26 protein-coding genes are annotated in these 25,581 nt (G+C 39.2%); 6 read left to right on the top strand and 20 right to left on the bottom strand.

Annotation, left to right across the window (positions count from 1 at the left end):
* Positions 1-329: 329 nt before the first annotated feature.
* From ACI4WO_RS05380 to ACI4WO_RS05355, 6 genes are all read right to left on the bottom strand, one after another.
* Positions 330-716: a metal-dependent transcriptional regulator gene (locus ACI4WO_RS05380; protein WP_439806538.1), complete on the bottom strand. Its 387-nt coding sequence runs from the start codon at positions 714-716 to the stop codon at positions 330-332.
* 2 nt (positions 717-718) lie between these two features.
* A complete protein-coding gene (locus ACI4WO_RS05375; protein ID WP_439806537.1) occupies positions 719-910 on the bottom strand; it encodes a FeoB-associated Cys-rich membrane protein in 192 nt (63 codons plus the stop codon).
* 77 nt (positions 911-987) lie between these two features.
* Positions 988-3,153 carry a ferrous iron transport protein B gene (gene feoB / locus ACI4WO_RS05370; RefSeq protein WP_439806536.1) on the bottom strand — a complete coding sequence of 722 codons (2,166 nt, stop codon included), beginning with the start codon at positions 3,151-3,153 and terminating at the stop codon, positions 988-990.
* 67 nt (positions 3,154-3,220) lie between these two features.
* Complete coding sequence (locus ACI4WO_RS05365; RefSeq protein WP_439806535.1) at positions 3,221-3,442, bottom strand: FeoA family protein; 222 nt, start codon at positions 3,440-3,442, stop codon at positions 3,221-3,223.
* 15 nt (positions 3,443-3,457) lie between these two features.
* Complete coding sequence (locus tag ACI4WO_RS05360) at positions 3,458-3,670, bottom strand: FeoA family protein (RefSeq protein WP_439806534.1); 213 nt, start codon at positions 3,668-3,670, stop codon at positions 3,458-3,460.
* Positions 3,671-3,964: 294 nt separating this feature from the next.
* Complete coding sequence (locus ACI4WO_RS05355) at positions 3,965-4,246, bottom strand: DUF2325 domain-containing protein (protein ID WP_439806533.1); 282 nt, start codon at positions 4,244-4,246, stop codon at positions 3,965-3,967.
* A gap of 168 nt (positions 4,247-4,414) precedes the next feature.
* Between ACI4WO_RS05355 and ACI4WO_RS05350 the strand changes: the two genes are divergently transcribed.
* From ACI4WO_RS05350 to ACI4WO_RS05335, 4 genes are all read left to right on the top strand, one after another.
* The gene (locus ACI4WO_RS05350; RefSeq protein WP_439806532.1) at positions 4,415-5,542 is read left to right on the top strand and encodes a DUF4317 domain-containing protein; all 1,128 of its coding nucleotides are present in this window, start codon (positions 4,415-4,417) and stop codon (positions 5,540-5,542) included.
* A gap of 175 nt (positions 5,543-5,717) precedes the next feature.
* Positions 5,718-6,137, top strand: coding sequence for a MarR family winged helix-turn-helix transcriptional regulator (locus ACI4WO_RS05345; protein WP_439806531.1), 420 nt, complete (start codon positions 5,718-5,720; stop codon positions 6,135-6,137).
* Between the two features lie 138 nt (positions 6,138-6,275).
* Positions 6,276-8,027: an ABC transporter ATP-binding protein gene (locus tag ACI4WO_RS05340; protein WP_439806530.1), complete on the top strand. Its 1,752-nt coding sequence runs from the start codon at positions 6,276-6,278 to the stop codon at positions 8,025-8,027.
* On the top strand, positions 8,020-9,957 hold the full coding sequence (locus ACI4WO_RS05335; protein WP_439806529.1) for an ABC transporter ATP-binding protein: 1,938 nt from the start codon (positions 8,020-8,022) through the stop codon (positions 9,955-9,957). The genes ACI4WO_RS05340 and ACI4WO_RS05335 overlap by 8 nt, the downstream gene beginning before the upstream one ends.
* A gap of 81 nt (positions 9,958-10,038) precedes the next feature.
* Here ACI4WO_RS05335 and ACI4WO_RS05330 read toward each other — a convergent pair whose 3' ends face one another.
* The 4 genes from ACI4WO_RS05330 to ACI4WO_RS05315 form a co-directional block, all read right to left on the bottom strand.
* Positions 10,039-11,214 carry a hypothetical protein gene (locus tag ACI4WO_RS05330; RefSeq protein WP_439806528.1) on the bottom strand — a complete coding sequence of 392 codons (1,176 nt, stop codon included), beginning with the start codon at positions 11,212-11,214 and terminating at the stop codon, positions 10,039-10,041.
* Positions 11,215-11,239: 25 nt separating this feature from the next.
* Positions 11,240-12,007 (bottom strand): clostripain-related cysteine peptidase, encoded by a 768-nt coding sequence (locus ACI4WO_RS05325; protein WP_439806527.1) that lies wholly within the window; start codon positions 12,005-12,007, stop codon positions 11,240-11,242.
* A 146-nt stretch (positions 12,008-12,153) separates the two neighbouring features.
* The gene (locus ACI4WO_RS05320; RefSeq protein ID WP_439806526.1) at positions 12,154-12,351 is read right to left on the bottom strand and encodes a TM2 domain-containing protein; all 198 of its coding nucleotides are present in this window, start codon (positions 12,349-12,351) and stop codon (positions 12,154-12,156) included.
* A 24-nt stretch (positions 12,352-12,375) separates the two neighbouring features.
* Entirely contained in the window at positions 12,376-13,269 is an 894-nt protein-coding gene (locus ACI4WO_RS05315) for a hypothetical protein (RefSeq protein WP_439806525.1), read from the bottom strand.
* 238 nt (positions 13,270-13,507) lie between these two features.
* Between ACI4WO_RS05315 and ACI4WO_RS05310 the strand changes: the two genes are divergently transcribed.
* Together ACI4WO_RS05310 and ACI4WO_RS05305 are read left to right on the top strand one after the other, a co-directional pair.
* Positions 13,508-14,302: a LytR/AlgR family response regulator transcription factor gene (locus ACI4WO_RS05310; protein ID WP_439806524.1), complete on the top strand. Its 795-nt coding sequence runs from the start codon at positions 13,508-13,510 to the stop codon at positions 14,300-14,302.
* Positions 14,229-17,048 (top strand): sensor histidine kinase, encoded by a 2,820-nt coding sequence (locus ACI4WO_RS05305; protein WP_439806523.1) that lies wholly within the window; start codon positions 14,229-14,231, stop codon positions 17,046-17,048. The genes ACI4WO_RS05310 and ACI4WO_RS05305 overlap by 74 nt, the downstream gene beginning before the upstream one ends.
* 229 nt (positions 17,049-17,277) lie before the next feature.
* Here ACI4WO_RS05305 and ACI4WO_RS05300 read toward each other — a convergent pair whose 3' ends face one another.
* The 10 genes from ACI4WO_RS05300 to ACI4WO_RS05255 form a co-directional block, all read right to left on the bottom strand.
* Complete coding sequence (locus ACI4WO_RS05300) at positions 17,278-17,583, bottom strand: hypothetical protein (RefSeq protein ID WP_439806522.1); 306 nt, start codon at positions 17,581-17,583, stop codon at positions 17,278-17,280.
* On the bottom strand, positions 17,580-17,972 hold the full coding sequence (locus ACI4WO_RS05295) for a hypothetical protein (protein WP_439806521.1): 393 nt from the start codon (positions 17,970-17,972) through the stop codon (positions 17,580-17,582). The genes ACI4WO_RS05300 and ACI4WO_RS05295 overlap by 4 nt, the downstream gene beginning before the upstream one ends.
* A 36-nt stretch (positions 17,973-18,008) precedes the next feature.
* Complete coding sequence (locus ACI4WO_RS05290) at positions 18,009-19,085, bottom strand: response regulator (RefSeq protein ID WP_439806520.1); 1,077 nt, start codon at positions 19,083-19,085, stop codon at positions 18,009-18,011.
* A gap of 14 nt (positions 19,086-19,099) precedes the next feature.
* On the bottom strand, positions 19,100-19,792 hold the full coding sequence (urtE, locus tag ACI4WO_RS05285; RefSeq protein WP_439806519.1) for an urea ABC transporter ATP-binding subunit UrtE: 693 nt from the start codon (positions 19,790-19,792) through the stop codon (positions 19,100-19,102).
* Between the two features lie 2 nt (positions 19,793-19,794).
* Entirely contained in the window at positions 19,795-20,568 is a 774-nt protein-coding gene (gene urtD, locus ACI4WO_RS05280; RefSeq protein ID WP_439806518.1) for an urea ABC transporter ATP-binding protein UrtD, read from the bottom strand.
* Positions 20,565-21,674, bottom strand: coding sequence for an urea ABC transporter permease subunit UrtC (gene urtC / locus ACI4WO_RS05275; protein ID WP_439806517.1), 1,110 nt, complete (start codon positions 21,672-21,674; stop codon positions 20,565-20,567). Before urtC ends, urtD begins: the two co-directional genes overlap by 4 nt.
* 15 nt (positions 21,675-21,689) lie before the next feature.
* Complete coding sequence (gene urtB, locus ACI4WO_RS05270) at positions 21,690-22,595, bottom strand: urea ABC transporter permease subunit UrtB (RefSeq protein ID WP_439806516.1); 906 nt, start codon at positions 22,593-22,595, stop codon at positions 21,690-21,692.
* A gap of 117 nt (positions 22,596-22,712) precedes the next feature.
* Positions 22,713-23,942: an urea ABC transporter substrate-binding protein gene (urtA, locus tag ACI4WO_RS05265; protein ID WP_439806515.1), complete on the bottom strand. Its 1,230-nt coding sequence runs from the start codon at positions 23,940-23,942 to the stop codon at positions 22,713-22,715.
* A gap of 79 nt (positions 23,943-24,021) precedes the next feature.
* A complete protein-coding gene (locus ACI4WO_RS05260) occupies positions 24,022-24,717 on the bottom strand; it encodes an AAA family ATPase (RefSeq protein WP_439806514.1) in 696 nt (231 codons plus the stop codon).
* Positions 24,718-24,811: 94 nt separating this feature from the next.
* Complete coding sequence (locus tag ACI4WO_RS05255) at positions 24,812-25,579, bottom strand: response regulator transcription factor (protein ID WP_439806513.1); 768 nt, start codon at positions 25,577-25,579, stop codon at positions 24,812-24,814.
* Positions 25,580-25,581: the final 2 nt, after the last annotated feature.

Raw genomic sequence — 25,581 nt, 5'->3', positions numbered from 1 at the left:
ATAAACATTATAAATGCCATATTCTTTTCCGCCGACACAATATGCATCCGGTTCCATGTACTCATCAAGAACATCAAGAAGCTGTCTGAACTGATTAATATTAAGCAAAAACTTTACTTCTTTTCTTTGAAATGTATTAATAGCCATAATATTCCTGAATAATTCAGGTACCTCCCTTCGTTTTCTTTAATAATATAATATAAAAAAATTCTTAAATTAATCTTAAATTTGTATTAAATCTATAAATTTAATAAAAAAACAAAGTGCCAAAACCATTCAGGAATCAGCACTATTGTATTGTTGTATATTAAATATTATCTATATCAGACTTAGTCTGTTTTATTTTTCATATTATATTCCAGCACAAATTTCACAAGCTTTTCCACGGATTCTTCTGACATATGTGATACCATAGCCACTGAATCACTGTCTGAATTACTTTTACTAACTCCTGCTGTCCGGGATAAAAAGTCACATAAAATCAAGCTGGGAGTGTAAAGTTCATTAGCTTCTCTTATCCCCTTTTCGGTTAAGGATATTTCCATATATGGCTCTTTTATAATATACCCGTCCTCAATAAGCCGCTGAGTCATTTTAACAGTACTTGCCTTACTGACTCCCACAATTTTTGCAACCTCCGCAGATTTTACAGGTTTTCCGTTTTGGCTCAGCTTATATATTGCAAAAAGATATTTTTTCTGAGAATGCGTAAGCATTTTTATACTGCCCCTTTACCGCTTTTGGTTTGATCATGACATAAGCAGGAATTCGGACAGCAGCCACAGCTGCAGCCGCATGATGATTTTCCTCTTTTTTTATCTTTTATCATTTTAATTATTATCATTGCAACAATCCCGAAAATAATCAAAGCAACGATGATAGTACCGATATTATTTTTTAAAAAATCCATATAAAAGCCTCCTTATGAAAAAGGTTAATAAGAGAACGTCCTGCCATACAGGACGTTCCCTTTGCAAAACAAACTTTTTATGCTCTTAAACCAGCTTTAGAGATAAGCTTTGAGCTTTCTTTATAAGGTCTGACAAGCATATAAACTACAAAAGCAATTATGAGAACTGCTGCAATAAGCCCGATAATATTAACATTTCCTGTAAAAATACTGCCTATCTGATAGATACAGAGAGAAACTGCATAAGCAAATACACATTGATATCCGATAGCAAACAAAGTCCACTTAGCACTGTTCATCTCTCTTTTTATAGCACCCATTGCCGCAAAACACGGTGCACAGAGAAGATTGAATACAAGGAATGAGAAAGCTGAAAGCTGAGAAAATGCAGCCGCAACATTTGTCCAGATCTGGTCACCGTTTTCAGCAAGCTCTTCTGCACCTGAATAATGAAACAGAATACCAAAAGTACCAACAACGTTTTCCTTTGCAATAAGTCCGGTAATAGTTGCAACAGCAGCTTTCCAGTTGCCCCAGCCGAGAGGTTTGAATATCCATGCAATGGCACTGCCGATCTTAGCAAGAATAGAATAATCAAGTTCGTCTTCTTCAAGCATTTTAAAGCTTCCGTCAACGAATCCGAATCCCTGAAGAAACCAGAGTATAATTGCAGAAATAAGAATAACTGTTCCGGCTTTTTTGATAAAGCTCCATGCTCTTTCCCACATTGAACGGAGTACATTTCCTACTGTAGGCATATGATATGCCGGAAGCTCCATTACAAACGGTGCAGGATCGCCTGCGAACATTTTAGTTTTCTTTAACATGATACCGGATACTATAATAGCAGCGAATCCAATAAAATAAGCTGAAACAGAAACCCAGCCTGAATTATCAAACAACGCACCAGCAATAAGTCCGATAATAGGCATCTTTGCACCGCACGGAATAAATGTGGTTGTCATGATCGTCATACGGCGGTCACGTTCATTTTCAATGGTACGGCTTGCCATAATTCCAGGTACTCCGCAGCCTGTACCTATAAGCATAGGTATAAAGCTCTTTCCTGAAAGTCCGAACTTTCTGAAAATTCTGTCCATAACGAATGCTACTCTTGCCATGTATCCGCAGGATTCAAGAAATGCCAGGAAAATAAACAGTACAAGCATCTGGGGAACAAATCCAAGAACTGCTCCGACACCGCCGATAATACCGTCAACAATAAGTCCCTGAAGCCATGCCGCACAGTTTAATTTTTCAAGGAGCGTATTTGCACCATTTGTAATCCATTCACCGAACAGTACATCATTAGTCCAGCCTGTTACCCAGTCGCCCACTGTCGAAACTGAAACATAATATACTATAAACATTACAGCTGCAAATATCGGAAGAGCAAGCCAACGATTAGTAACTATTTTATCAATCTTATCTGATATTGTAAGTCCGCCTTTATTTTTCTTTTTATAGCAGTCCTTAATAATTGAAGCTATGTAAACATAACGCTCGTTTGTTATAATACTTTCTGAATCGTCATCCATTTCTTTTTCAGCAGAAACAATGTCATTTTCAATATGGCTTCTGACATTCTCTGACATCTGTAACTGTTCCAGAACCTTTTCATCACGCTCAAATATTTTGATTGCATACCATCTCTGCTGCTCCTCAGGAACATTATGCAAAAATGCTTCTTCAATATGTGCAATTGCATGCTCAGTAACTCCGCTGAAAGAATGCTGAGGAATCATAGGCTCTTTTTCCTCGGCAGCTTTGACAGCAAGCTCTGCCGCTTCTTTAATTCCAGTCCCCTTAAGAGCAGAAATCTCACAGACTGTACATCCCAGCTCTTTTGAAAGCTGAACTGTATTAATCTTATCACCGTTTTTTCTTACAACATCCATCATGTTGATTGCTGCAACAACAGGTATTCCAAGCTCTGTAAGCTGTGTTGTCAGATAAAGATTTCTTTCAAGATTTGTACCATCAATAATATTTAAAATTGCATCCGGTCTTTCATTTATAAGATAATTCCTTGCTACAACTTCCTCAAGTGTATAAGGTGAAAGTGAATAAATACCCGGAAGATCCATAATCACAACATCTTTATGATTTTTAAGCTTGCCTTCCTTCTTTTCAACCGTAACACCAGGCCAGTTTCCCACAAACTGATTAGAACCGGTCAGCGCATTAAAAAGCGTTGTTTTACCGCAGTTCGGATTGCCGGCAAGGGCAATTTTAATCTCCATAATTACATCATATCCTTTCTGTCACAAGTAAGTTGCCACTAACTCATACATAAAATAAACGAAAATTTTATTCCGTAATAATCATCTCAGCATCTGCCTTGCGCAAAGACAATTCATAATCTCTGACAGTTACCTCAACCGGATCTCCTAATGGCGCTACTTTTCTGATATAGACTTTAACTCCTTTGGTTATACCCATATCCATAATTCTGCGCTTTATTGCTCCTTCACCGTTTATCTTTTTAACAGTAACAGTCTGACCGACTTTAGCATCTCTTAATGTTGACATTACTACCCCTCCGTATCATACCATAATTTTACTTGCCATTTCTTTTGAAACAGCCACTCTTGAATCTTTTACATTCACGATTACGTTTCCGCTTATTTCACTTATTACCGTAACTGTTCCTCCGGCAACGAACCCTAAGTTTTCAAGAAATTTCCTTGTTTCAGCATTTCCACCAACTTTTTTTATCATATTTTCCTCACCAACATCAGCAAAAGTCAAAGGCATCACAATTTTTCCTCCCCTTTTATTCGCTTAAAAAGTTAGATTAAGCTAACTTTGTTCCATAATATATGTGGTTAGCGTTTTCTAACCACATATATTATATTAACCTGTCGGAATCAAAAAGTCAAGTATTTTCCGGCACTTTTTTATACCAAAATAAATATTTGGATATTTTTTCTGTTAATTAGATTAGGCTAACTATAATTTATGTTAATTATGCACAAACAAAGAGTTTTCATATGCCAGCATAAGTGATTACTTTCCTGTTGCAGTTATCACGTACTAACTGCCGTTAAAAAATTATCTGCAATGTTCTGACAAAACTGTTTTCAGTGCACTGACACTTGCACTATGAATTCTTGCTACCGGAATATTATATTTTTCAGATTTCTGATTAACACGTATTGCCATTTTATGAGAACATGTATTTGTGAAAACCACCATCAGGTCAGGCGTACCTAACTTATTTTCAAAATCAGCCGGCATTTGAGTGAACACTTTTGCCTTACAGTTAAACGATTTGCATATTTCTTTATACCTTGTTGCCATACGGTCATTTCCGCCTACTACAACTACGCTCATTGATTTTCCTCCTTTTTAGGTTAGTGAGAGCTAACTCTATTTCCAGTGATATTATATCATATAAGCTGCAGTTAGTCAACAGTAACTTTTTTTAAATCAAATTTGCTTTTTTAATCAAACCGTGATATAATAAAATAAATATAACATTTTTATGAAAAGGACAAAAATATGACTGAAAAGGAAATTGCGGAAATCCGCCGAAGATTTAATATTGACAAAACAAATATCAGAAACATCCGTGGATGTTATGTAAACGAAAATAAAGAAATAATCTCAGATTTTAATCAGTTCTTCGGAACAATGCCCAGAGATGAAGCTGAAAAAATTCTTGCTATTATTAAAAAAACCCTTTCGGGTACTATAGGCAGAAATCTCATAGATATTGAATTTTCAAATCAGCAGGTTATTGAAGGTGAAGAACACAAACTTTTAATGACACTGCGGAATTCAGAGCTTGATGATGATGAAGCTGCTGATGAACTTTATAAACATATAATTCAATCAATGAATACTGATGAAAAATTTCTTATTCTTCTGACATATGAAAAATATGATGTTCCCTCTTTTACAAAAGATGATGAAAAGCTGGAAGATGCTGCAGATGTTTTTTCATATATTTTATGCAGTGTATGTCCGGTTAAAATGACTAAACCTGCTTTAAGCTACTATGTAAATGAAAATCAGTTTCGCAATATTGCTTCTGACTGGATTATAGCTCCGCCGGAGCTTGGCTTTATGTTTCCTGCATTTGATGACAGACAGGCAAATATTTATAATGCACTTTACTATACACGCAGTATTACTGACAGTCATACAGACTTTGTTGATGCAATATTCAAAAGCGAGATTCCGATGCCTGCTTCTGAACAGAAAGAAGTTTTCAATTCAATACTTGAAGAAACTGTTTCTGAAGATTGCAGCTTTAAGGTTATGCAGACAGTTCATGAACAAATATCCTCTATGATAGCCGAACATAAGGCAAATAAAGATGAACAACCGCTTTCTATTTCCAGGGAAACTGTCAAGGATGTTCTGGAATATTGCGGTGTGTCCCAGGAACATGTTAAATCTTTTGAAGAAAAATACAACAGTTCTTTTGGCGAAGACACACAGCTTAGTCCAAAAAATATTGTTGACAGCAAACAATTTGAAGTCAAAATGCCGGATATTACAATTAAGGTAAATCCGGAGCAAAGTCATCTTGTCCAGACACGCATTATTGATGGCGTTAAATACATAATGATACGTGCCGATGAAAATGTCGAGGTAAATGGTGTAAATATTAATATAACATAATATTCTGTTTAGTAATGTAATATTTTTTGCATCAGCTTAATTTTCCAGATGAAAGTCAGGCTGAATTTTTAAATAAGGATTTATTGACTTATAAACAAAATTTGATTTTTATTGACAAGTATAAAGTAATCTGCTATAATGTGTAGTATGCTACACATTGGAAGGAGGATAGCTTTTGAGAAAAAAAGATGTAGGATATTTAATTAAAAATATCAATGACAAACTGAGTATTAAAGCTGATGCAGATTTAAAAAACTTTAATCTCACTTTTACACAAAGCCGTGTACTTGTATTTCTGAATAAAAAAGGAGGCAGTGCAACACAAAAAGAAATCGAAACCTTTTTGGAGGTGTCTCATCCCACAGTGGTAGGAATCGTTTCCAGAATGAAACAGAAAGGTCATGTTATTACCTGGATCGATGAATCGGACAGGCGTAATAAAATTGTTAAATTGAGTGAACAAGCCGAGGTTATGGGAAAAGATCTGGAGCAAAATATTCACAACAATGAAAGAAAAATGTTAAGTTCTCTATCACCCAAAGAAATCGAAGACCTCAGAAGAATGCTTAATGTTATCTACAAAAATCTTGAATAAGAACCTTATCCCCTTCTAAATCAAAAAATTCAAATGTATATCAGTAATCTGTTGTTTTAAAATAAGCAAAGCCGGTAAATTCCGGCTTAAATTTAAATATAAAGTGTAGTATGCTACACATATAAAAGGAGTAATGATATGATTAAAACACTCGCCCGGAGTCTGCGTGAACATAAAAAAGGCTCAGTAATTACAATCTTGCTGTCCATACTGGAAGCAGCATTTGAAATTCTGATACCGCTTTGTATGGCGAAAGTTATCGACGATGGTATTGAACCAGGAAATATGAATGCAGTATGGAAATATGGAATTGCCTTGCTTATTTTTGCATTTTTTCAGCTTGTTACCGGTGTTCTTTCTGCCCACATTGCTGCACGTACATCAGTAGGATTTTCTGCTAATCTCCGACAGGATATGTATGACAATGTTCAGACATTTGCATTTTCTAATATTGATAAATTCTCAACTGCATCCATTGTTACACGCCTTACCACAGATGTAACCAATATTCAGAATGCATATCAGATGCTTATACGTATGGCAGTACGTGGTCCGGTTATGCTTATTTTCTCGATGATAGTATCTTTCCGGATCAACAGTACGATTGCCTGCATTTTTCTGGCTGTAATTCCTATTATGGCAATATTGCTGCTTTTGATAATAAAAAATGTAAATCCTATTTTTAACCGTGTTTTTCATACTTATGATAAACTGAATAATGTGGTTCAGGAAAACATTCATGGAATTCGTGTTGTAAAATCATTCAATCGGGAAGATTATGAAATCGGAAAATTCAAAGAAATTTCAAAAAGCATATACAATGATTTCGCCAAGGGAGAACGGTTACTCGCGTTTAACTCTCCTATTATGCAGTTCTTTATGTATGCCTGTATGATACTCACTTCCTGGATCGGAGCAAAATCAATTGTTTCAAGCGGAAATAATGCTGCTTTTGGAATGACAACCGGCGATCTGACCGCATTGTTTTCCTATGCAACACAAATATTAATGAGCCTTATGATGCTTTCAATGGTTTTTGCCATGATAACCATTTCTATTGCTTCGGCTCGCCGTATAGCAGAAATATTAAATGAAAAGACAGATATTGCCAATCCTGAGAATCCTGAAACTGTTATAAAAGACGGTTCCATATGCTTTAAAGGTGTGGATTTTGTTTATGCTTCCAAAGCAGATAAAAAAGTTCTGGATAACATAAATCTTTCCATCAATTCAGGAGAAACCGTTGGTATTATCGGCGGAACAGGCTCTTCAAAATCAAGTCTTGTTCAGCTGATTCCCCGTCTTTATGATGTAACCGGCGGAAGTCTTACACTAGGCGGAAAAGATGTACGACAATATGACCTTGATACACTTCGCAATTCTGTTGCAATGGTCCTTCAGAAAAACGAACTGTTTTCCGGTACGATTAAAGAAAATCTTCGCTGGGGCAATGAAAATGCCACTGATGAGGAAATAGAACATGCCTGCCGACTGGCTTGTGCTGACGAGTTTATAAAACTTTTCCCGGACAAGTATGACACTCATATTGAGCAGGGCGGTACAAATGTATCGGGTGGTCAGAAGCAGCGTCTCTGCATTGCCCGTGCATTGCTGAAAAAACCCAAAGTTTTAATTCTGGATGACTCTACAAGTGCGGTAGATACCAGAACCGATGCTGAAATCCAGAAATCCTTTGCAGAGTATATTCCCGATACAACAAAAATTATTATTGCTCAGCGTGTAAGTTCAGTTCAGCATGCAGATCAGATCATTGTTTTAGATGACGGCAGGGTCGCAGCAGTCGGTAAACACCATGAGCTTCTGAAAAAATGTAATATTTACCGTGAAGTATATGAATCACAAAAGAAAGGAGACAGCCAAAATGAATAACCAAAAGAAAATGCCGCCTATGGGTGAAATGCCTGCTGGTACTCCACCCAAAGCACAGTTGGATATGAAAACTCTGAAAAGACTGCTTTCTTATATGAAAGACTATAAAGGACAGCTTGTTTTTGTAGTAGTCTGCATATTGCTCAGTGCAATAGCTTCTGCCGTTTCTTCTCTGTTTTTACAGACACTGATCGACGACTATATCGTACCTTTGCTTGGAACGTCAGACCCGGTTTTTACAAAGCTTCTAAAAGCCCTTGCTGTAATAGGTGCAGTTTATATCGTTGGTGTACTTTCCACTTTGTTTTATAATCGTGTAATGGTTACAATAGCACAGGGAACACTTAAAAAGATACGTGATGAAATGTTTGAAAAAATGCAGAGACTTCCTATTCGTGCATTCGATACACGTACTCATGGTGATATTATGAGTCTTTACACCAATGATACTGATACGCTCAGACAAATGATTGCACAGTCAATGGCGCAGCTTATTTCCTCTGTCTTTACCATTGCTGCAGTATTCGTTTGCATGCTTTACATCAGCGTATGGCTGACACTAGTAGCCGTAATTGTAATGTTCCTTATTCTGCAGATCGTAAAAGTTATTACCGGAAAAATAGGTATTTTCTTTATGATGCAGCAGAAAACTCTTGCTGATGTCAACGGTTATGTTGAAGAAATGGTAAACGGGCAGAAAGTAATTAAAGTATTCTGCCACGAAGAAAAAGCCAAAGAGGAATTACGAAAGAAAAATAAGGCATGGGCAATGAGTGCTTCAAGTGCCAACGGCTATGCAAATTCAATGATGCCTATGATGAATGCTCTCGGTTATGTACAATATGTTATTATTGCAATTCTTGGTGCATACATGGCAATTGCCGGCATAACCAACCTTGGACTTACAGGAGCGGGAACTTTAACGCTTGGTATGATTGCTTCATTCCTCACCCTTTCCCGAAACTTTACTAATCCTGTGTCGCAGATTTCAAATCAGTTCAATTCCATCGTTACTGCCCTTGCCGGTGCTTCCCGTATATTTGATTTTATGGATGAAGAACCTGAAACCGATGACGGATATGTTACTCTCGTCAATGCGAAAGAGGAAAACGGAGTTATTACGGAAACCGGAAATCGTACCGGAATATGGGCATGGAAACACCCTCATCACGACGGTACTATTACCTACACCAGACTCGAAGGACGTGTTGTTTTTGATGGAGTAGATTTCGGGTATATTCCTAAAAAACAGGTTCTTCACAATATTACCCTGTATGCAGAACCCGGACAAAAAGTTGCTTTTGTCGGTGCTACTGGTGCCGGCAAGACTACTATCACCAATCTTATTAACCGTTTCTATGATATTGCCGACGGTAAAATACGTTATGATGGTATCAATATCAACAAAATAAAGAAAGCAGACCTCCGCCGTTCTCTCGGTGTGGTTTTGCAGGACGTCAATTTGTTTACCGGTACTGTTATGGAAAACCTGCGTTATGGCAATCCCAATGCCACAGATGACGACTGCATTGCTGCCGCAAAGCTTGCCAATGCTGATGGATTTATCCGTATGCTTCCACAGGGATATAATACTGTTCTGAAGGGAGACGGCAGCGGACTGTCTCAGGGACAAAGACAGCTTATTTCAATTGCCCGTGCTGCTGTATCAGATCCGCCTGTTATGATTCTGGATGAAGCAACCTCGTCTATTGATACCCGTACTGAAGCATTGGTACAGGACGGTATGGATAAACTTATGAAAGGCAGAACAGTATTTGTCATAGCTCACCGTCTTTCAACCGTTCAGAACTCTGATGTAATTATGGTGCTTGATCATGGACGAATCATTGAGCGTGGCAGCCATGAAAAACTGATTTCAGAAAAAGGTACTTATTATCAGCTTTACACCGGTGCATTTGAACTGGAATAATTAATAAATGACAATATTCCGAAATTTATGAAAAATCCGCTGAATTAAAAATTTCAGCGGATTAAAAAATATTCTCATTAATCAATCTTCATACCATATTGATTCTGTAAAATAAATATTACTATAAATATCTTCCAGTACATAATAAATAAAAGTATTTCCAAGCTGAGAAACAACGTCCTCATAGCTTACACTGATTTCACCATTTACTGTAAAAATTTCATCATCAATTGTTATAGTATCTATATATTCCAGATTTTCGTCATATATATCATAATAAACCTTAAAGGTGTCTCCATCCTGAACCTCATAAAGTCCCTTGGCAGCAACTGATTCTTCATATACAGGACGTACGCCTGCAACATAGCCGCCGTCATTTTCTGAATCCCATGCCACGATTATTTCAGCGTCCTCACCATTGTAGATGCAGGGTACATAACCGTAAGTCAGAAAGTAATCTTCCTCTTCAATATAATCCTCATAGAAAAACGGAACTACAACACCATCCAGTGCAACCCATGTCTGATCATATTCTACAATCAGGTTTCCATCATCATCAAATTCACAGTAATCATCAAGCCCCATATCTACATAATAATCTTCACCTACTGCAAACATCTGCATAGCAGCATCATTCATAAGTTCCCAATCCTCATCAGATAATTCCAGAACCCATTGACCATCTGAATCCGTAACTTCTAGTTCACTTAGATCTGCACAGTTGGTTTCATAGTAGGAATCGTCATAACAATCATCTGAATCAAACCAGCCGAATATATTATATTCATTTTCATCAATGGTGTTGTGTGTATTTGAAAAGGAAGAAATAGAAATCTGACCGCCTGCCATGACATTAGCAAAGCTTTCCACCAAATTTGTGTATGCCGTATCATATTCCAGATCCTCATAAATCTGTGCCATTTCGTCTACTGTTGAAAGATCATAATACGGAAACAAAATAGAAAGACCATAATCTAAACTGCCGTTTGGCGTAGAACGATAATAGATAATACTATTCGAAATTGCTTCTGATAGTCTGTCTGAAGACTCTGTGTCAGAACGGTCTGCAAAATCATAAAGGTCAATATGATCAAAATCAGACTGATAAACCGCACGGGTATTGCTTCGGTTTTGTGAAATTACACGGTATTCACCCTGTGCAATTTGCTCATAGCTGTCCGATGAAAAGGAATCAAGCGCCGGCAGAACCTGATTTGTCACTGCGTTAAGATCAAACATTGCAAGGGTAGAATACATGCTGGGAGAATCCTCAAAGCATTTTTCAACATAATCGTCGATTATCTGTTTTCCGTATTCTTTTACAGATATGGAACTCAGCAGAAAAACTTTCTATCCAGTTGGTGTAATACCATCCGCAGCCGGGTTCTGTTTCCTCTGACGCAATCATATAGTCTGCGTGATGAGATGCCATGAGGCAGGTTTCCAGCGTTGCCATAAGACAGGCGTCAAATCCGATAAATTCAAAATGCGTTTCGGCAGTTTCCAGTGCCTGATGCATCTGCGTCAGACTCATAGCTGAACCTCCGAAATTTTCGTCATAGCCATATCCGCCAATAACTCCGCCGCCGTGATCCCAGAGAATAAGTCCGTAGCGTGAGGCAGTGTAGTTGTCAGTACAATAGTTTACAAAATCTGAAAGTGTATCAGGTTCAGCCATATTCTGCTGTCCTATTGTATCATCTACAAGTTCAAGACCGTCTTCTGTTACCTGATAGCGCTGACACCTGTCTCCGGCAATAACAGTATTCTGCCATTCAAGTGTACCGCCTGTCTGAATAATGATATTAAAATTGCTGTCTGAATAGCCATAGAGTATCTCGTTTATATCAACAGTCGCACAGCCGTACTCTGATTCAAGAGCCGCTGCACACATATAAATCATTAATGTAAAACTGTTATCTACTGAACGGGATACAGATTTTTCCACGCTTTTCTCTGCCGGTACTTCCTGTACACACCCTCCTGATACAATAAGCATAGCTGCTGATAAAATAAGCACTGAAATTTTTCTCAATAGATTTTGCTGCATAATATATTCCTTTCTTATAGTAAAAAAAGCAGAGATATTCCTACCACACGAATTCTCTGCTTTTTATTATAATTTAATGACTGGGCAGCTCTCTGCGGAAAGGAGGAAAACAAGCCGCAGGAAAGCGTTTCCGCAAAAGAAGACGATTATGCCAGTTCAGAACCGTCTTTAGCAGTCAGTTTTCCCATTGCAATCAAAATCAGGTCTACCAGCCACCATATACCAAATCCGCCGCCGGTAATCAGCTTAAGGATTCCAAGTCCCGTATACCCAAGATAGAAACGATCTATTCCAAGCTCACCCAGAAATATGGAAAGAATCAATGCAGTTGTTTTGCTTTTCATAATTCATAATCCCTTTCTTGTTATTTATTCTTCATAATCCAGGTTCATGCATGCATAGAGATATGCGATTATATCTACAGCATCTTCTTCGGAAACCTGTGATGCTGTGAGTGATTCACCGTTTTCATTCACAAGTTCAAGTGCAGAACCATCGGAAGCCATGTTCCACTGGAAGCTGGTCAGAAGATTGTATGATTCATCATAAAGGTTAAGCAAATCGTAATCCATGCTCCAGTAAGCGTCGATCTCCTGGAGTGAACCGTCAGCACTAAGATTCAGGAAAGAAATCTCATTTCCGTTCAATGCAATAGCCATAGCTTCTTCGTCACTGATGCCTACCCAGTATGTACCCTGAAGATATTCCTGTACCTGTGCAGCAGTTGCCATCTGTTCCAGAGCTGCTGCTGCATCTTCAAAGCTGTATGCGTCAGACTCTGCCATGATAACCTTTTCATTGAGGATCATAACATTGTTTTCTGTGTCAAATGTCCACGGGATAGATGCGATTTCTGATGTCAGCTCTGCATCCTCAAAAATATAGATCGTCGGATCACCAGCAGTGACACCCCAGTAACCGGAAATAGATGAACCGTCATTTGCCTCAAATACGATTTCTTCATCGTTGAATCCCATTGCATAGCAGTTGTACTCTTCGTCCATGCCAAGCCAGAGTGTTCCTGCAAGAGCCTCTGCGTAAGCAGCTGTTTCCTCGTCTGCAGCATCGTCTTCAACGTCTTCTTCAGCAGCGTCATCTTCTTCAGCAAGTTCTTCTGATTCTTCATCGGAAACCTCTTCCGCAGCAGATGAAACAGATGATTCTGACGCTTTGCTATCCTCTTTTTCTGAACCGCATCCGGTTGCCACAGCAGCCATCATCGAAAGTGCTGCGATAAGTGCAAGTATTTTCTTCATTTTCATATGTATCTTTCTCCTTCTCTACAAGTTGAATGATTTTTTTCAGGAATGATTTACCCTGAAACTTTTTACATTATATCTGTTTGCCTGACATTAATCAATACTTTTTACGTAAACCGCAGTTTTTTTTCGTGAAAAGCAAAAATAAGACTAGCTTTTTTTAATAAATTTGCTAAAATTAAAATGTATAATTATATCATCATGGCTTTTCAGCCTTAAACATAAAAAATGGAGGCTATTTATGAGATTTGCAATCGTAGATGATTCTTCTGAGGATCGTTCTGAATTAAAATCATATATCCTTTCATATTTGTCAGAGCATAATATTATGGCAGAGCTTTCAGAATTTGAAAGTGCTGAATCATTTCTTTTTGCCTGTAAAAGAGAGTCGTTTCAAGTTGTTTTTCTTAACATATACATGAAAGAAAAGTCTGGAATGGAAGCCGCACAGGAGCTTTTTTCATCGGGGAAGAGTCCGAAAATCATTTTTCTTTCCAGCAGTACAGAATTTTTCCGACAGAGCTATGCCGTTCATGCGGTATATTATTTAGTAAAACCAATTGTACCTGAAGAATTTGAACTTGCAATGCAGTTCCTTGAAATACATAATTCATATGATGTTCCACTTCTGAAATTCAGACAGAATAATGTGGAACGTTCTGTCCCGACAGAAAAAATATTATACATAGATGTGCAGGATCACACTACTCAGATACACACAACCGAAGAAACCATTTCACTTTCTGTTCCATTCCGACAGCTGACGGAACCTCTTGAACAGGACGAACGCTTTCTTTGCTGTCTTAGGGGTGTGATTGTGAATATGCAGCATATCCTTGGCATGGAGGACAATCTTTTCCGACTTGATCATGGAATAAGTATTCCTGTCAACATTCGTAAGAAAAAGCAGATAGGAGAAATCTGGCGCAGCTATTACTATGCACATATGGGGATAACAGTTTATGAAAAACAGATTTTACAATATAATAAAATTATTCCTGATATTCGGTGTTTTATCGGGACTGGTTTTCTCTGAATCAGTTTCAGTGTCAGCTGAAGAAGAAAAGGAGGTTCTTGACCATATTGCCTCTTCTGATGTGTATTTCAGCGGATATATGCTTGCAATCGGTAACGAAGAAGGCTGGGAAGAAACGCAGTCCTGCATATGTGACAGCATGTCATATCTTGTTGCTTATAATGACAATGCAGAGGCAATCCTGACTGTATCTGATCCGGACTGGGACTGTGTTGATATTTACACGGAAGGAATTTATAATCTGGATTTTTCTTTGACAATCTGTGAAGAAGACGCTCCTTACTGTGTACTCGACCCTTCCATTCAGAATGTTATAATCCCCGTCTGCGTCAGCAATCCGGAGGATTTTGAGCTGTTTCCGGCAAGGACTACCCAAACAAGTCATGTCATTTATTTTCTTCCGGACATACCGTCTGAAGAAACAGAAATATATATTTTTTTCAGTGACTGGGAATGTACATTTGAAGAACTGGAAAACTGTGACTGGACACTTTGCAGTACAGACACAGCCTATATGAAATCAGGGGGTTTTTCAATATCCCGAAGTGCTTTAGAAGTATCAAATTATGCCTATTTTTATCTGCAATACGGCGATATGCGTTCGCAGATCATTGAAGTATATGAAAACGGCAAATATTCATCTGTCATAGGTATTGGAGGTGACAGAGACGGCGGAGATGCCAGCATATGCAATACGCCCATCGTTACACAGCCTGCACCTATAACCCCTGCTGAAAAAACAACAAATCGGCACAGGTATTGTGTTAACTGGCGGAATTGTTTTCGGTATCTGGTTTTTCCGCAGAAAGGCAAAGTAATGAAAAAAGTACAATACCGACTATATTTCGGAATGCTTATGACGGCTGTATTAGCATCACTGTTTTTTTGCTTTCTATACCGATACAATAATAAGTATACACAAAATTCAACACAGGCAATCAACGGTCTTCTTATACTGTCTGATGAGGAATTGGAAGAACATCCATGTCGTTTTCTATGGAATGACTGGATGTATTATCCTGGTGTGCTGCTGACTCCTGACGATTTTTTACAGGGATATCCTGATCGCTATATGGCATATGTGGATATTTCTGCATCCAACCGTCTTAAAATCAGCCGGAACAGTTCCAATGGCAATTATGGCTGCGGTACATATGTTATGCACTGTAAACTGCCGGACAGCGTTTCAAGCTATGCCATGGATATGCCAGAAGTATTTTCATCATATAATATGTATGTAAATGAAAAACTTGTGATGTCAATAGGAAATCCACAGCCGGATCAGTATCAGGACGCAACTGGAAACCGTATGGTGGTTTTTTCTCCGGATGAAAACGGTATGGCAACAATTATTATTGCTGTCAGTAATTATTCTCATATTTATGGCGGTATGACTTATCCGCCGGCATTTGGTACAATGAAGGGACTAAATTATATCAGAGGAATAAGACTGGCATTGTGTCTTTGCATGCTTTTGCTGCTTTCCATTTCAATTACTGTTTCTCTGTACCTGTGGAAAAAGATACATAACCAAAATGCACTTTACTTTTTTCTGCTTTGTATTCTTATGACTGGCTGGATGTCTTATCCTATTTTGCATACTATGCTGATTCTTCCGGTTTTTCCTGCTTATTTTCTGGAAATACTATTTTGTTATCTGTCGCTGTTCATGATGGTTATGATGCATAATTATATTTGCAATGTACATCAGAAAGCGTCATGGATAAGCAACAGTATTGCTTTGCTGTTTTGCCTGGGAGTTTCGGTGTATTCTTTATGTGCCGGATTTTTACCGGACAGTGCTGCAAATTTTCTTTCCTGTCTGATAATAGGATATAAATTTTTACTGGCAGGATATATGATCGTAACTTCCTGTATTACAGCAAAAAAACATTATCAGGCAAAGCAGCTGCTGTATGTTTCAGTATTTTTTGCCTGTGCCTGTGTATGGGATCGTATTTTTCCGGATTATGACCCGATTTTCGGAGGATGGTTTCTGGAATGGGTATGTTTATTTCTGGTATTTGTAGTAGCTGGCATGCTCTGGAAACTGTTAACTCAAAGCTATGTGCAGAATCTTCTTATGAAACAACAGCATCATATTATGGAGAAGCAATTAATTATGCAGACCAATTACAATCACCAGCTAAATATACAGATAGAGGAGCGCCGGAGAACTGTTCACGATTTCCGTCATCACATGCGTGTTATACAGACCATGGCTGAACAATGCGGCAATCAGGAAATTCCAGCGTATCTGAACTCCCTTTCAGAATATATGACTGTTCCGAAAGACTTTACAGTGCAGATAGAAAGCGGAAAACCTACTGTTGATGCATTATTCTATTATTATCAAAGCATAGCCGAAATCAAAAAAATCGACTTGCAGCTTCAATGGATTCTTCCAAATCAGTTTCCGATGACAGATGTAGAAATTTGTACGCTCATTGGAAATTTACTGGAAAATGCAATTGAAGCATGCGAACGTCTGGAAGATGAATCAGTCAAAAAAATCACACTCAAAACATCTGTTACAGAATGTATGTGGTGCATCACTGTAGAAAATACTTATGACGGAATTTTAAACATACAGAGGGATTTTCTTCCTGAAACCAGAAAAACTGATACTCAATATCATGGAATAGGACTTTCTTCTGTATCTCACATTGTAAAGGCACATCATGGTTCACTGGATTTGCTGCCGAAAGGTAATCTGTTTTTTGTAGGAATTACAATTCCTGTCTGAAATGTAATAATAACAGTTTGAAATTCATACTTCATTTAAATACAAAGGAGCTGCTACTACATAAACAGCTCCTTTCTAATATATGGAAAATGATTAATTGAAAATATCTTTATTAAATACCCATTGTACAGATTTCTGGAAATACAGCAAGCTCCCTATTTCTTCCTGTTAAATATCCCGGCTCTGACATTACAAATATGTAATTATTTCCATTAGTATAGCGGCAATATCATTTAAATACTGATTTCAATACTCTATCCGGATCTTTTATCAGCATAATAACCACCCATACTATAAGCGCAAGTGCGACAACCGAAAGTCCGAGAAATGAATCATTCAGCATTTCCTGACCGTTGAAAACAAAAAATTCGGATTTAAGCTCTGCATACTCAAAAACAGAGTCAACAAACCACATAAGAGATGCACCCCAGTATGAACAGCAAAGTACACCTGTATTCAGCTTTCTTGCCTTGTCACTCACATACCATATTACAGTTGAAATTACTGCTGCAAAACTTGTAATCAAAAGTGTCATGCCACAGTTTCCTCCTCCCTTTTTCCGTCTGTTTCCCTGATCCTGATTTTTTCAATTGCAAACATTAACACTCCCCATACTGCTGTAACCAGCAAAGCCATCGTTGTCCCGACAGTTGCCATTTCATGAAGCATTTCTGCCAAGTCCGCAGGATTAGCTGCATTTGTCAGAAACGGAAACCATGGTGTTACCTCACCATGCCATACATGTTCAAAGGCAAGCAGTCCCGAACCGCCCCATAGCATTTTGTTTAATACTTTCAGTTTTTTTGAAAACGGGATTTTTCCGTCACACTCTTTAATTTCTGTTCTGTCTTCACGCTTTTTTACAATTTTTTCAGCAATTACAGTAACAATTGCTTCACTCACTGGAACAATAAAACAAGCCATAGCAACCTCCAAATATTTTAAAAATTGTTTATTCATTCACTTTTGCTTAGGAAAATATAATTTTATCTCAGCGCCTTTATCAACTTCTCCCAGTGCTTCTATCTTTCCGCCATGCCGTTTCATAATACGTGCAGCAAGAGCCAGTCCTACGCCGCTCCCTTCAAACTCTTCATCTTCATGCAAACGCTGAAACACCTGAAAAAGCTTGTCTGCATAAGCCATGTCGAATCCTGCACCGTTATCCTTTATTGAAATAACATGATACACTTCATCCGGCAAAGCCCTGACCGTTATCTCGGCTTTTTTTCTGTGTCTGGTAAATTTCACTGCGTTGGAAAGTATATTTTTAAGCAGCATATTCACAAGCACCTCGTCACCTGTCACAGACGGCAGTACTTCACAGTTTAGCGTAATATTTCTCTGCGGTTCAAGGGATATCAACTCACTGTAAATTTCTTTGATCATGGCAGCAAGGTCAAGGATTTCCATTTCCGGTGTGATATTACACATTTTGGAAAATTCCAGCAGTCTGTCTATCATAACAGTAAGTTTGCTGGATTTTTTACATATCATATCCATTATCTTTAAAATTTCTTCACTCTGATTTTCTCCCAGTTCATTTACAAGTGCTGAAATCAGCATATTTATAACATTGAGAGGAGATTTCAGGTCATGGGAAACAGCAGAGCAAAACTGTTTCAGTTCCTGATTTGCTGCTGCGAGTGCACGGCTCTGACGTGAAATATTAAGATGTGTTCTCACTCTCGCAAGAAACTCCTCACGCAAAAACGGTTTTACAACATAATCACAGCCGCCAAGTTCAAATCCCTGTTTTATCGCTTTGGTTCCGGTCTCTGCTGTCAGAAAAATAACAGGGATATCACTGGTATCAGGATTTTCCTTGATGTGCCGGCACACAGTCAGTCCGTCCATATCTTCCATTTTAATGTCAAGCATGATAAGATCAGGATGCTTTTTTTCGAGAAAACCCAGTGCCGCACTGCCGCTTGTTACCGCATAGACACGATAACCTTCATCACGGAGCAGACTGCCTGCAAATGCAATGTGCTCCGGTATATCATCAACTATCAGTATCTCTGCATATTCCTGCACTCGGAACACCCTCTTTACTCCGTCATAAGTTTCTGTACTTCCTGTGGGTCACATTCAGCCGTTTCATTGCTGTAGATAATACTTCCCTTTTCCATGACATAAAGCATATCTGTATTTTTCAGTACAAAGTCAAGATATTGCTCAACCAGCAGGATAGTAATACCTTTCCAGTCGTTTATCTTCTTTATCGCCGCACCGATATCCTGAATAATTGAAGGCTGAATACCTTCGGTCGGTTCATCTAAAATCAGTATCTTCGGTTCTGCACAAAGTGCACGGGCAATTGCAAGCTGCTGCTGCTGACCGCCGGAAAGATCACCGCCTTTTCGCTTTGCAAATTTAGGCAGTATCGGAAACAGGTCATACAGATAATCGGGAATTTTACCCTTTCCGCCCAGCGGCTGCAGACCCAGTTCAAGATTTTCCTGAACAGTCATCTGCGGAAAAATATCACGTCCCTGAGGTACATAGCCTATACCCTTTTTCACCCGTTCATATACCGGCTTTTTTGTAATATTTTCACCGTCAAACTGAATTTCACCCTTTGGTGTTTTCACAATTCCCATAATACTTTTAAGTGTTGTACTCTTTCCTACTCCGTTTCTGCCGATAAGTCCAACAATTCTTCCTTTCGGCACATCAAAGGAAAGATTTTCAATGACACGGCTTTCACCGTAACAGGAGTCCATATCTTTGATTTTCAGCATGGTTATTCACCGCCTCTTCCCAGGTATACCGCCTGTACCGTCTTATCTGCCAGCACATCTGTGATATCGCCCTCCATAAGCATTTTTCCCTCGTGCAGTACAGTCACGATATCAGCCGCCTGTTTTACAAAATCCATATCGTGTTCAATGACAATGACAGTACATTCCTTTTTTATCTCTTTTAAAATTTCACCGGTTTTGAATGTCTCCGGTTTTCCCATACCGGCTGCCGGTTCGTCAAGCATGATTATTTCCGGTTTCTGCACAAGCTGCATTGCAATTTCCAGCCACTGCTTTTCACCATGGGCAAGGCTTCCGGCACGGACATCTGCACGGTCGTCCAGTCCCACACGCTTTAATGTGGAATGGATATCCGCCATATCCTCTTTGGAGGGTTTATGGAAAATGGAATCCAGTATTCCCTTGTGACCTTTCAGGGAGAGTATCATATTTTCCTCAACAGTCAGGTTCACGAACACAGACGGCACCTGAAACTTTCTGCCGATACCCTCTGTAACTATCTTATATTCCTTCATTCCCGTCAGACGAACAGGCTCTCTGTTTTTTGGATAGAATATGACTGTTCCAGAAGTTGGCTTAGTTTTGGCACAGATAATATCCAGAAGTGTCGTTTTGCCGGCACCATTTGGTCCGATAAAAAAGTGTACAGTGTTTCTCTTAACAGAAGTTTTTACCTCTGTCAGAGCGTAAAATCCGTCAAAGCAGACAGAGATATTGTTGATTGCCAGTACCGTATCTTCATTGACTTTGCTCATGACTGTTTCACCTCCGTTTTTGTTTCGGCTGATGATTTGCCTTTCAGTCGGCGTACCGCTGCCGGAATCTGTTCTTTTACCAGTCCGATAATACCGCCCTTAAAGAACAGAATTGTAATACAGAATACCGCACCAATGATATACTGCCATATCTCAACCATACTGCCGGAGCTTAAATTATACTCGCAAAGGTTTATCAGAAATGCACCGATTACTGCACCGATAATAGTTCCTCTGCCGCCGACTGCAACCCATATAATCATGGTGATAGAATAGGAGATTGTCATCTGAGAGGGGGTGATGCTGCCGTTGAAGTTTACAAATACTGCACCGGCAATTCCGGCAAATACAGCAGACAGTACATAGATAAATGTCTTATAGCGGCTTACCTTATAACCGGAAAAATATGTACGGTTTTCTCCGTCACGGATAGCGATAAGGATCTTTCCGAATTTTCTTCCCACAAGGAATTTTGACAGGGCGTAGATAAAAACCATAATCACAAGTGCCACATAGAAAAGCAGCATCAGATTTCCCTGATTTGCCTGTCCCTTTATCTTACCGAAAATGGTTTTTATCTCTGTAATGCCGACGTTACCATTCGTATAGGGCGAGAGGGCAATGAAAATTGAATACGCCGCCCATGTAAGCGCCTGTGAAATAATTGAGAAGTAAACGCCCTTAACACGGGTCTTGAAGATAAAGTAACCTATCACAAAGGCAACAACTCCCGGAACTGCAACTATCAGCAGCAATGTAACCGGAAGATACTGAAACGGACGCCATATCAGCGGAAGTTCAGTCAGTCCGCCTATCTGCATAAAATCGGTGATTTTACCGCCTGTTTCCTGTAATTTAAGGTACATAGCCATGCAGTAGCCGCCCAGTGCGAAATACAGTCCGTGACCCAGACTAAGAATACCCGTATAACCCCATATCAGATCCAGACCAATTGCCACAACGGCAAAAGCAATACACTTTCCAAGAAACAGAACCATAGATGTACTCATTGCTCCGGTACTCATAAGAACCGGCATAATCCCCAGCAAAATAACTATAACAGCAAAGCAGATGTTGCTGCCTTGTTTTTTTATAAATTGTTTCATCATATCCTCCCTTTCTTACTCATCAAGGTTTCTGCTTCTGATGACAAACAATCCCTGCGGACGCTTTTGCAGGAAGATTATAACAATCAGCAGAACGATTGCTTTCGCAATTGTGGAGGACGTATAATTTTCTGTAAAAATGCTGGCTGAACCAATAATAGCCGAACCTATTACAGTTCCCGTAAGCTTGCCTACGCCTCCCAGAACAACTGCCATAAAAGAGTTTACAATATAGTTCTGTCCGACAGTTGAGTCGATAGAACCCAGCAGTGCAACTGAACAGCCGGCAATTCCGGCAAGACCTGAGCCGATCGCAAAGGTTATATTGTCTACCTTACGAGAATTTATTCCCATACACTGAGCCATTGTGCGGTTCTGCATAACAGCACGCATCTGTCTGCCGAAATTTGATTTATACATGATAAACCATACACCCAGCAGGCAAAGTGCAACCATAAGGATAATAAACAGACGGTTATAAGAGAATGTACAGCCGCCGATTGTAATTCCGCCTTTGAGGAAAGACGGTGCATTTACGTTTACACCCTGTGTACCGAATATACTTCTTGCCGCCTGCTGCAAGATAAGGCTGATACCCCACGTTGCAAGCAAACTGTCAATTTCTCTGCCGTAAAGCCTTGAAATAACAAACCTCTCCAGCAGACTGCCTATGAGAAATGTTGCCAAAAATGCTATAGGGATCGCAATAAAATAATAAATATCCCTCAGTCCCGATGGCAGGTATTTATTAAAAATTTCCTGCACAACATAGGTCATATAGGCACCTATCATGATAAATTCACCATGTGCCATGTTAATGACACGCATCAGACCAAATGTAATCGCCAATCCGATAGAAGTGAGCAGAATGATAGAACTGAGGCTTATGCCGTTAAACAGTGTATTTACGAATTGTTCCATACAAACACTCCTTTGATATGCCGTGTGTAAAATGATGCCGGATACTGCCGCTTTTTGCTACGCAATATCCGGGCGATCACTTACATTATGGATGAACTATAAAAGAAACTATTATGCTTATTCAAGAGGCTGGATTCCGGCTGCAACTGCCCAGTCATAAGTTGTCAGATATGGATCTGGATCCACTGCCTCTGTTGCATATACTTCATGGATAAGACCATCTGTTCCTACCTCTCCGATACGTACAGGTTTTGCAAGATGGTGATTTTCACCATTGATAGCGACTGTACCTTCCGGTGCGTCAAATGAAATTCCGCCCTCTTCGATTGCCTTTATAACGTCATCAACCTCAAAGCTGTCTGCCTTTTCACAGGCTGCTTTCCAGAGATAAACTGCATCATAGGCTGCTTCTGCAGGGTCTGATGTTACACGGTCTTCACCGTATTTTTTCTTATATGCCTCTACAAAGGCTGTATTCTTTTCTGTTTCTGTTGTCTGGTAATAGTTCCATGAAACAAGATGTCCCTGTAAAATATCAGAACCAATTGTTGAAACCTCTTCTTCTGCAATTGAGAATGACATGGTCATATAATCATCACTTGTATAGTTTTTCTCGGACATCTGCTTGAAGAATGAAACGTTGCCTGTGCCATTGAGAGTATTGATGATTACATCCGGCTTTGCAGATTCAATTTTTGCAATGATAGCCGCAAAATCAGTCTGATCCATATCGGCATATTCTTCACCGACTACTTCAAGTCCCGCATTTTCAAGCTGTGCATTGATAATCATATTGGCAGTTCTCGGGAATACGTAGTCAGAACCTAACAGGAAGAATTTCGTATATCCCTGTTCTATAAGATATTCAATTGCCGGAACGATCTGCTGGTTAGGGGCAGCACCGGTATAGACAATATTCTTTGAGGATTCCATTCCCTCATACTGTACCGGATACCAGAGCAGGGCATCATAATCCTCCACAATCGGCTTTACTGCCTTTCTGGAAGAAGAAGTCCAGCAGCCAAAAATTGTTGCGACCTTTTCACTGTCAATCAGCTTTTCAGCCTTTGTCGCAAAGGTTGACGGCTCGGACGCACCGTCCTCTTCCACATATTCAATTTTCTTGCCAAGTACTCCTCCGGCTGCATTGATTTCCTCAATTGCAAGCACCTCTGCGTCACGGACTGATTTTTCACTGATTGCCATAGAACCTGTCAGGGAGTGGAGCAGACCGACTTTAACAGTATCTCCGCTTGTTCCCGATTCATTTCCGCAGCCTGTAAGTACTGCACCAAGAGTCATTGCTGACAAAACTGCCAGAACTTTTGAAAACATTTTCTTTCTCATCACATTTCCTCCGTTAAAAACAAAAAATCGGCATGTTCTTTATGAACACTGCCGACACCATTGTCGATATAAATTTTCATCAATACTCAATGCCAAGCTGTCTGAGTGCTTTTGCATTTTCCTCTGTACCCTTTTTGGCAAGGATATCGTCACCCAGTTTAATTTTCAGGTACTGGATAATCAGTTCCGCACACTTGCTTTCGCCGATTCGCTCAGCATTAAGAGTCATGTCATACAGAACCGGATTTGTCCATACTTCACCGCCTGTGTAGTATTTGTAGTAGTCTGCACGATATTTGTCCGTCTGATATATCATCTTATGTGCCTCATCTTCTGTTACGCCAAGTCTTTCCGTGACATTTTTAACACAGTAAGCTCTCGGTGCCTCGATATAGACGCTGACAACATTGTCATAATCCTTCAGCAGATGATTTGCGCACTTTCCGATGATAATGCAGGACTGATTTTTTCCAAGCTCACGGATAATTTTAGCCTGAATATTATACAGATTCACATCTGAAATGAAACTGCGTTCGGTAGGTTCTACAATGTCATCAATGTTGTTTGCACGCATAAGGCGTTTGATAAGATGATAGCCTCTCAGCTTTTCATCCACCTGAAAAAACAGATCCTTATTGATTCCGCTGTAGTTGGATGCCATTGCAAGAATCTGGCTTTCATAGCAAGGGATTCCTAACTGTTTCGAGAGATTCAGACCAATCTGCTTTCCTCCGCTGCCAAAGCCTCGTGCAATGGTAATCACGTAATTTTCCATTTTCATCACCTCCGTTACTGTACTTACAGTATACCAGACAGTGAAGAAACTTCAAACCGGAAAAAGCAGAGAAAATCCACTAAAAAACAGTATCTTATCTTTTGTGTCCTGCTCTGAAGCCTGACGGTGTTTCTCCGGTAATTTCCTTGAATATTTTGGTAAAATAATCGGTTGATGAATACCCTAGCATATCGCTTATTTCATAGGTCTTGTAGTTACCGGTATGCAATAATTCCTTTGCATAAGAGATTTTCAGGACGGAAGAAAAGTAACTGAACGTCACTCCCATTTTCTGTTTGAACTGCTTGCCGAAGTAGTCTTTATTCAGCTCAAAATAAGATGCCATATCCTCCATAGTAAAGAGAGTTCCGTAATGTTCAGAAAAATATACAGCCGCTTTATTCACAAAATTTCCACTATCAGGTTCTACTCCGATTTCTCTGAACACATCACAAACTGCCGGCTCCAGCATATTCTGTCTGACTGTTTCCTGCAAATGTCCCTTGACACGGTCCAGCACGTCCCGCAGCTGTTCCTCCTTTACGGGTTTGAGAATATAATCAAACGCACCCAGTATCAGTCCCTGTCTGGCATATTCAAATTCATCATAAGAGCTTGCGAAAACAACACTGGTATCAATACCAAGTTCTTTTACTTTACGAAGAAGTTCAATTCCATCTACAAAGGGCATACGTATATCAGTAAAAATCAGGTCAAAAGATTCCTGCCCCAGAATTTCAAGTGCATTTTTTCCGTTTGAGGTCTCCGCCGCTATCTTAAAACCGCAGTCTGTCCACACTTTCATTTTAGAATATATATACCTCATTGCAGAATCGTCTTCCACCAATAAAACCTTGTACATAG

It is taken from the genome of Porcipelethomonas sp. (assembly GCF_051893655.1).
In the GTDB taxonomy this organism is placed as follows: domain Bacteria; phylum Bacillota; class Clostridia; order Oscillospirales; family Ruminococcaceae; genus Porcipelethomonas.
The sequence above is the reverse complement of the archived record's forward strand: the minus strand, read 5'-3'. Positions and strand labels throughout refer to the sequence as shown.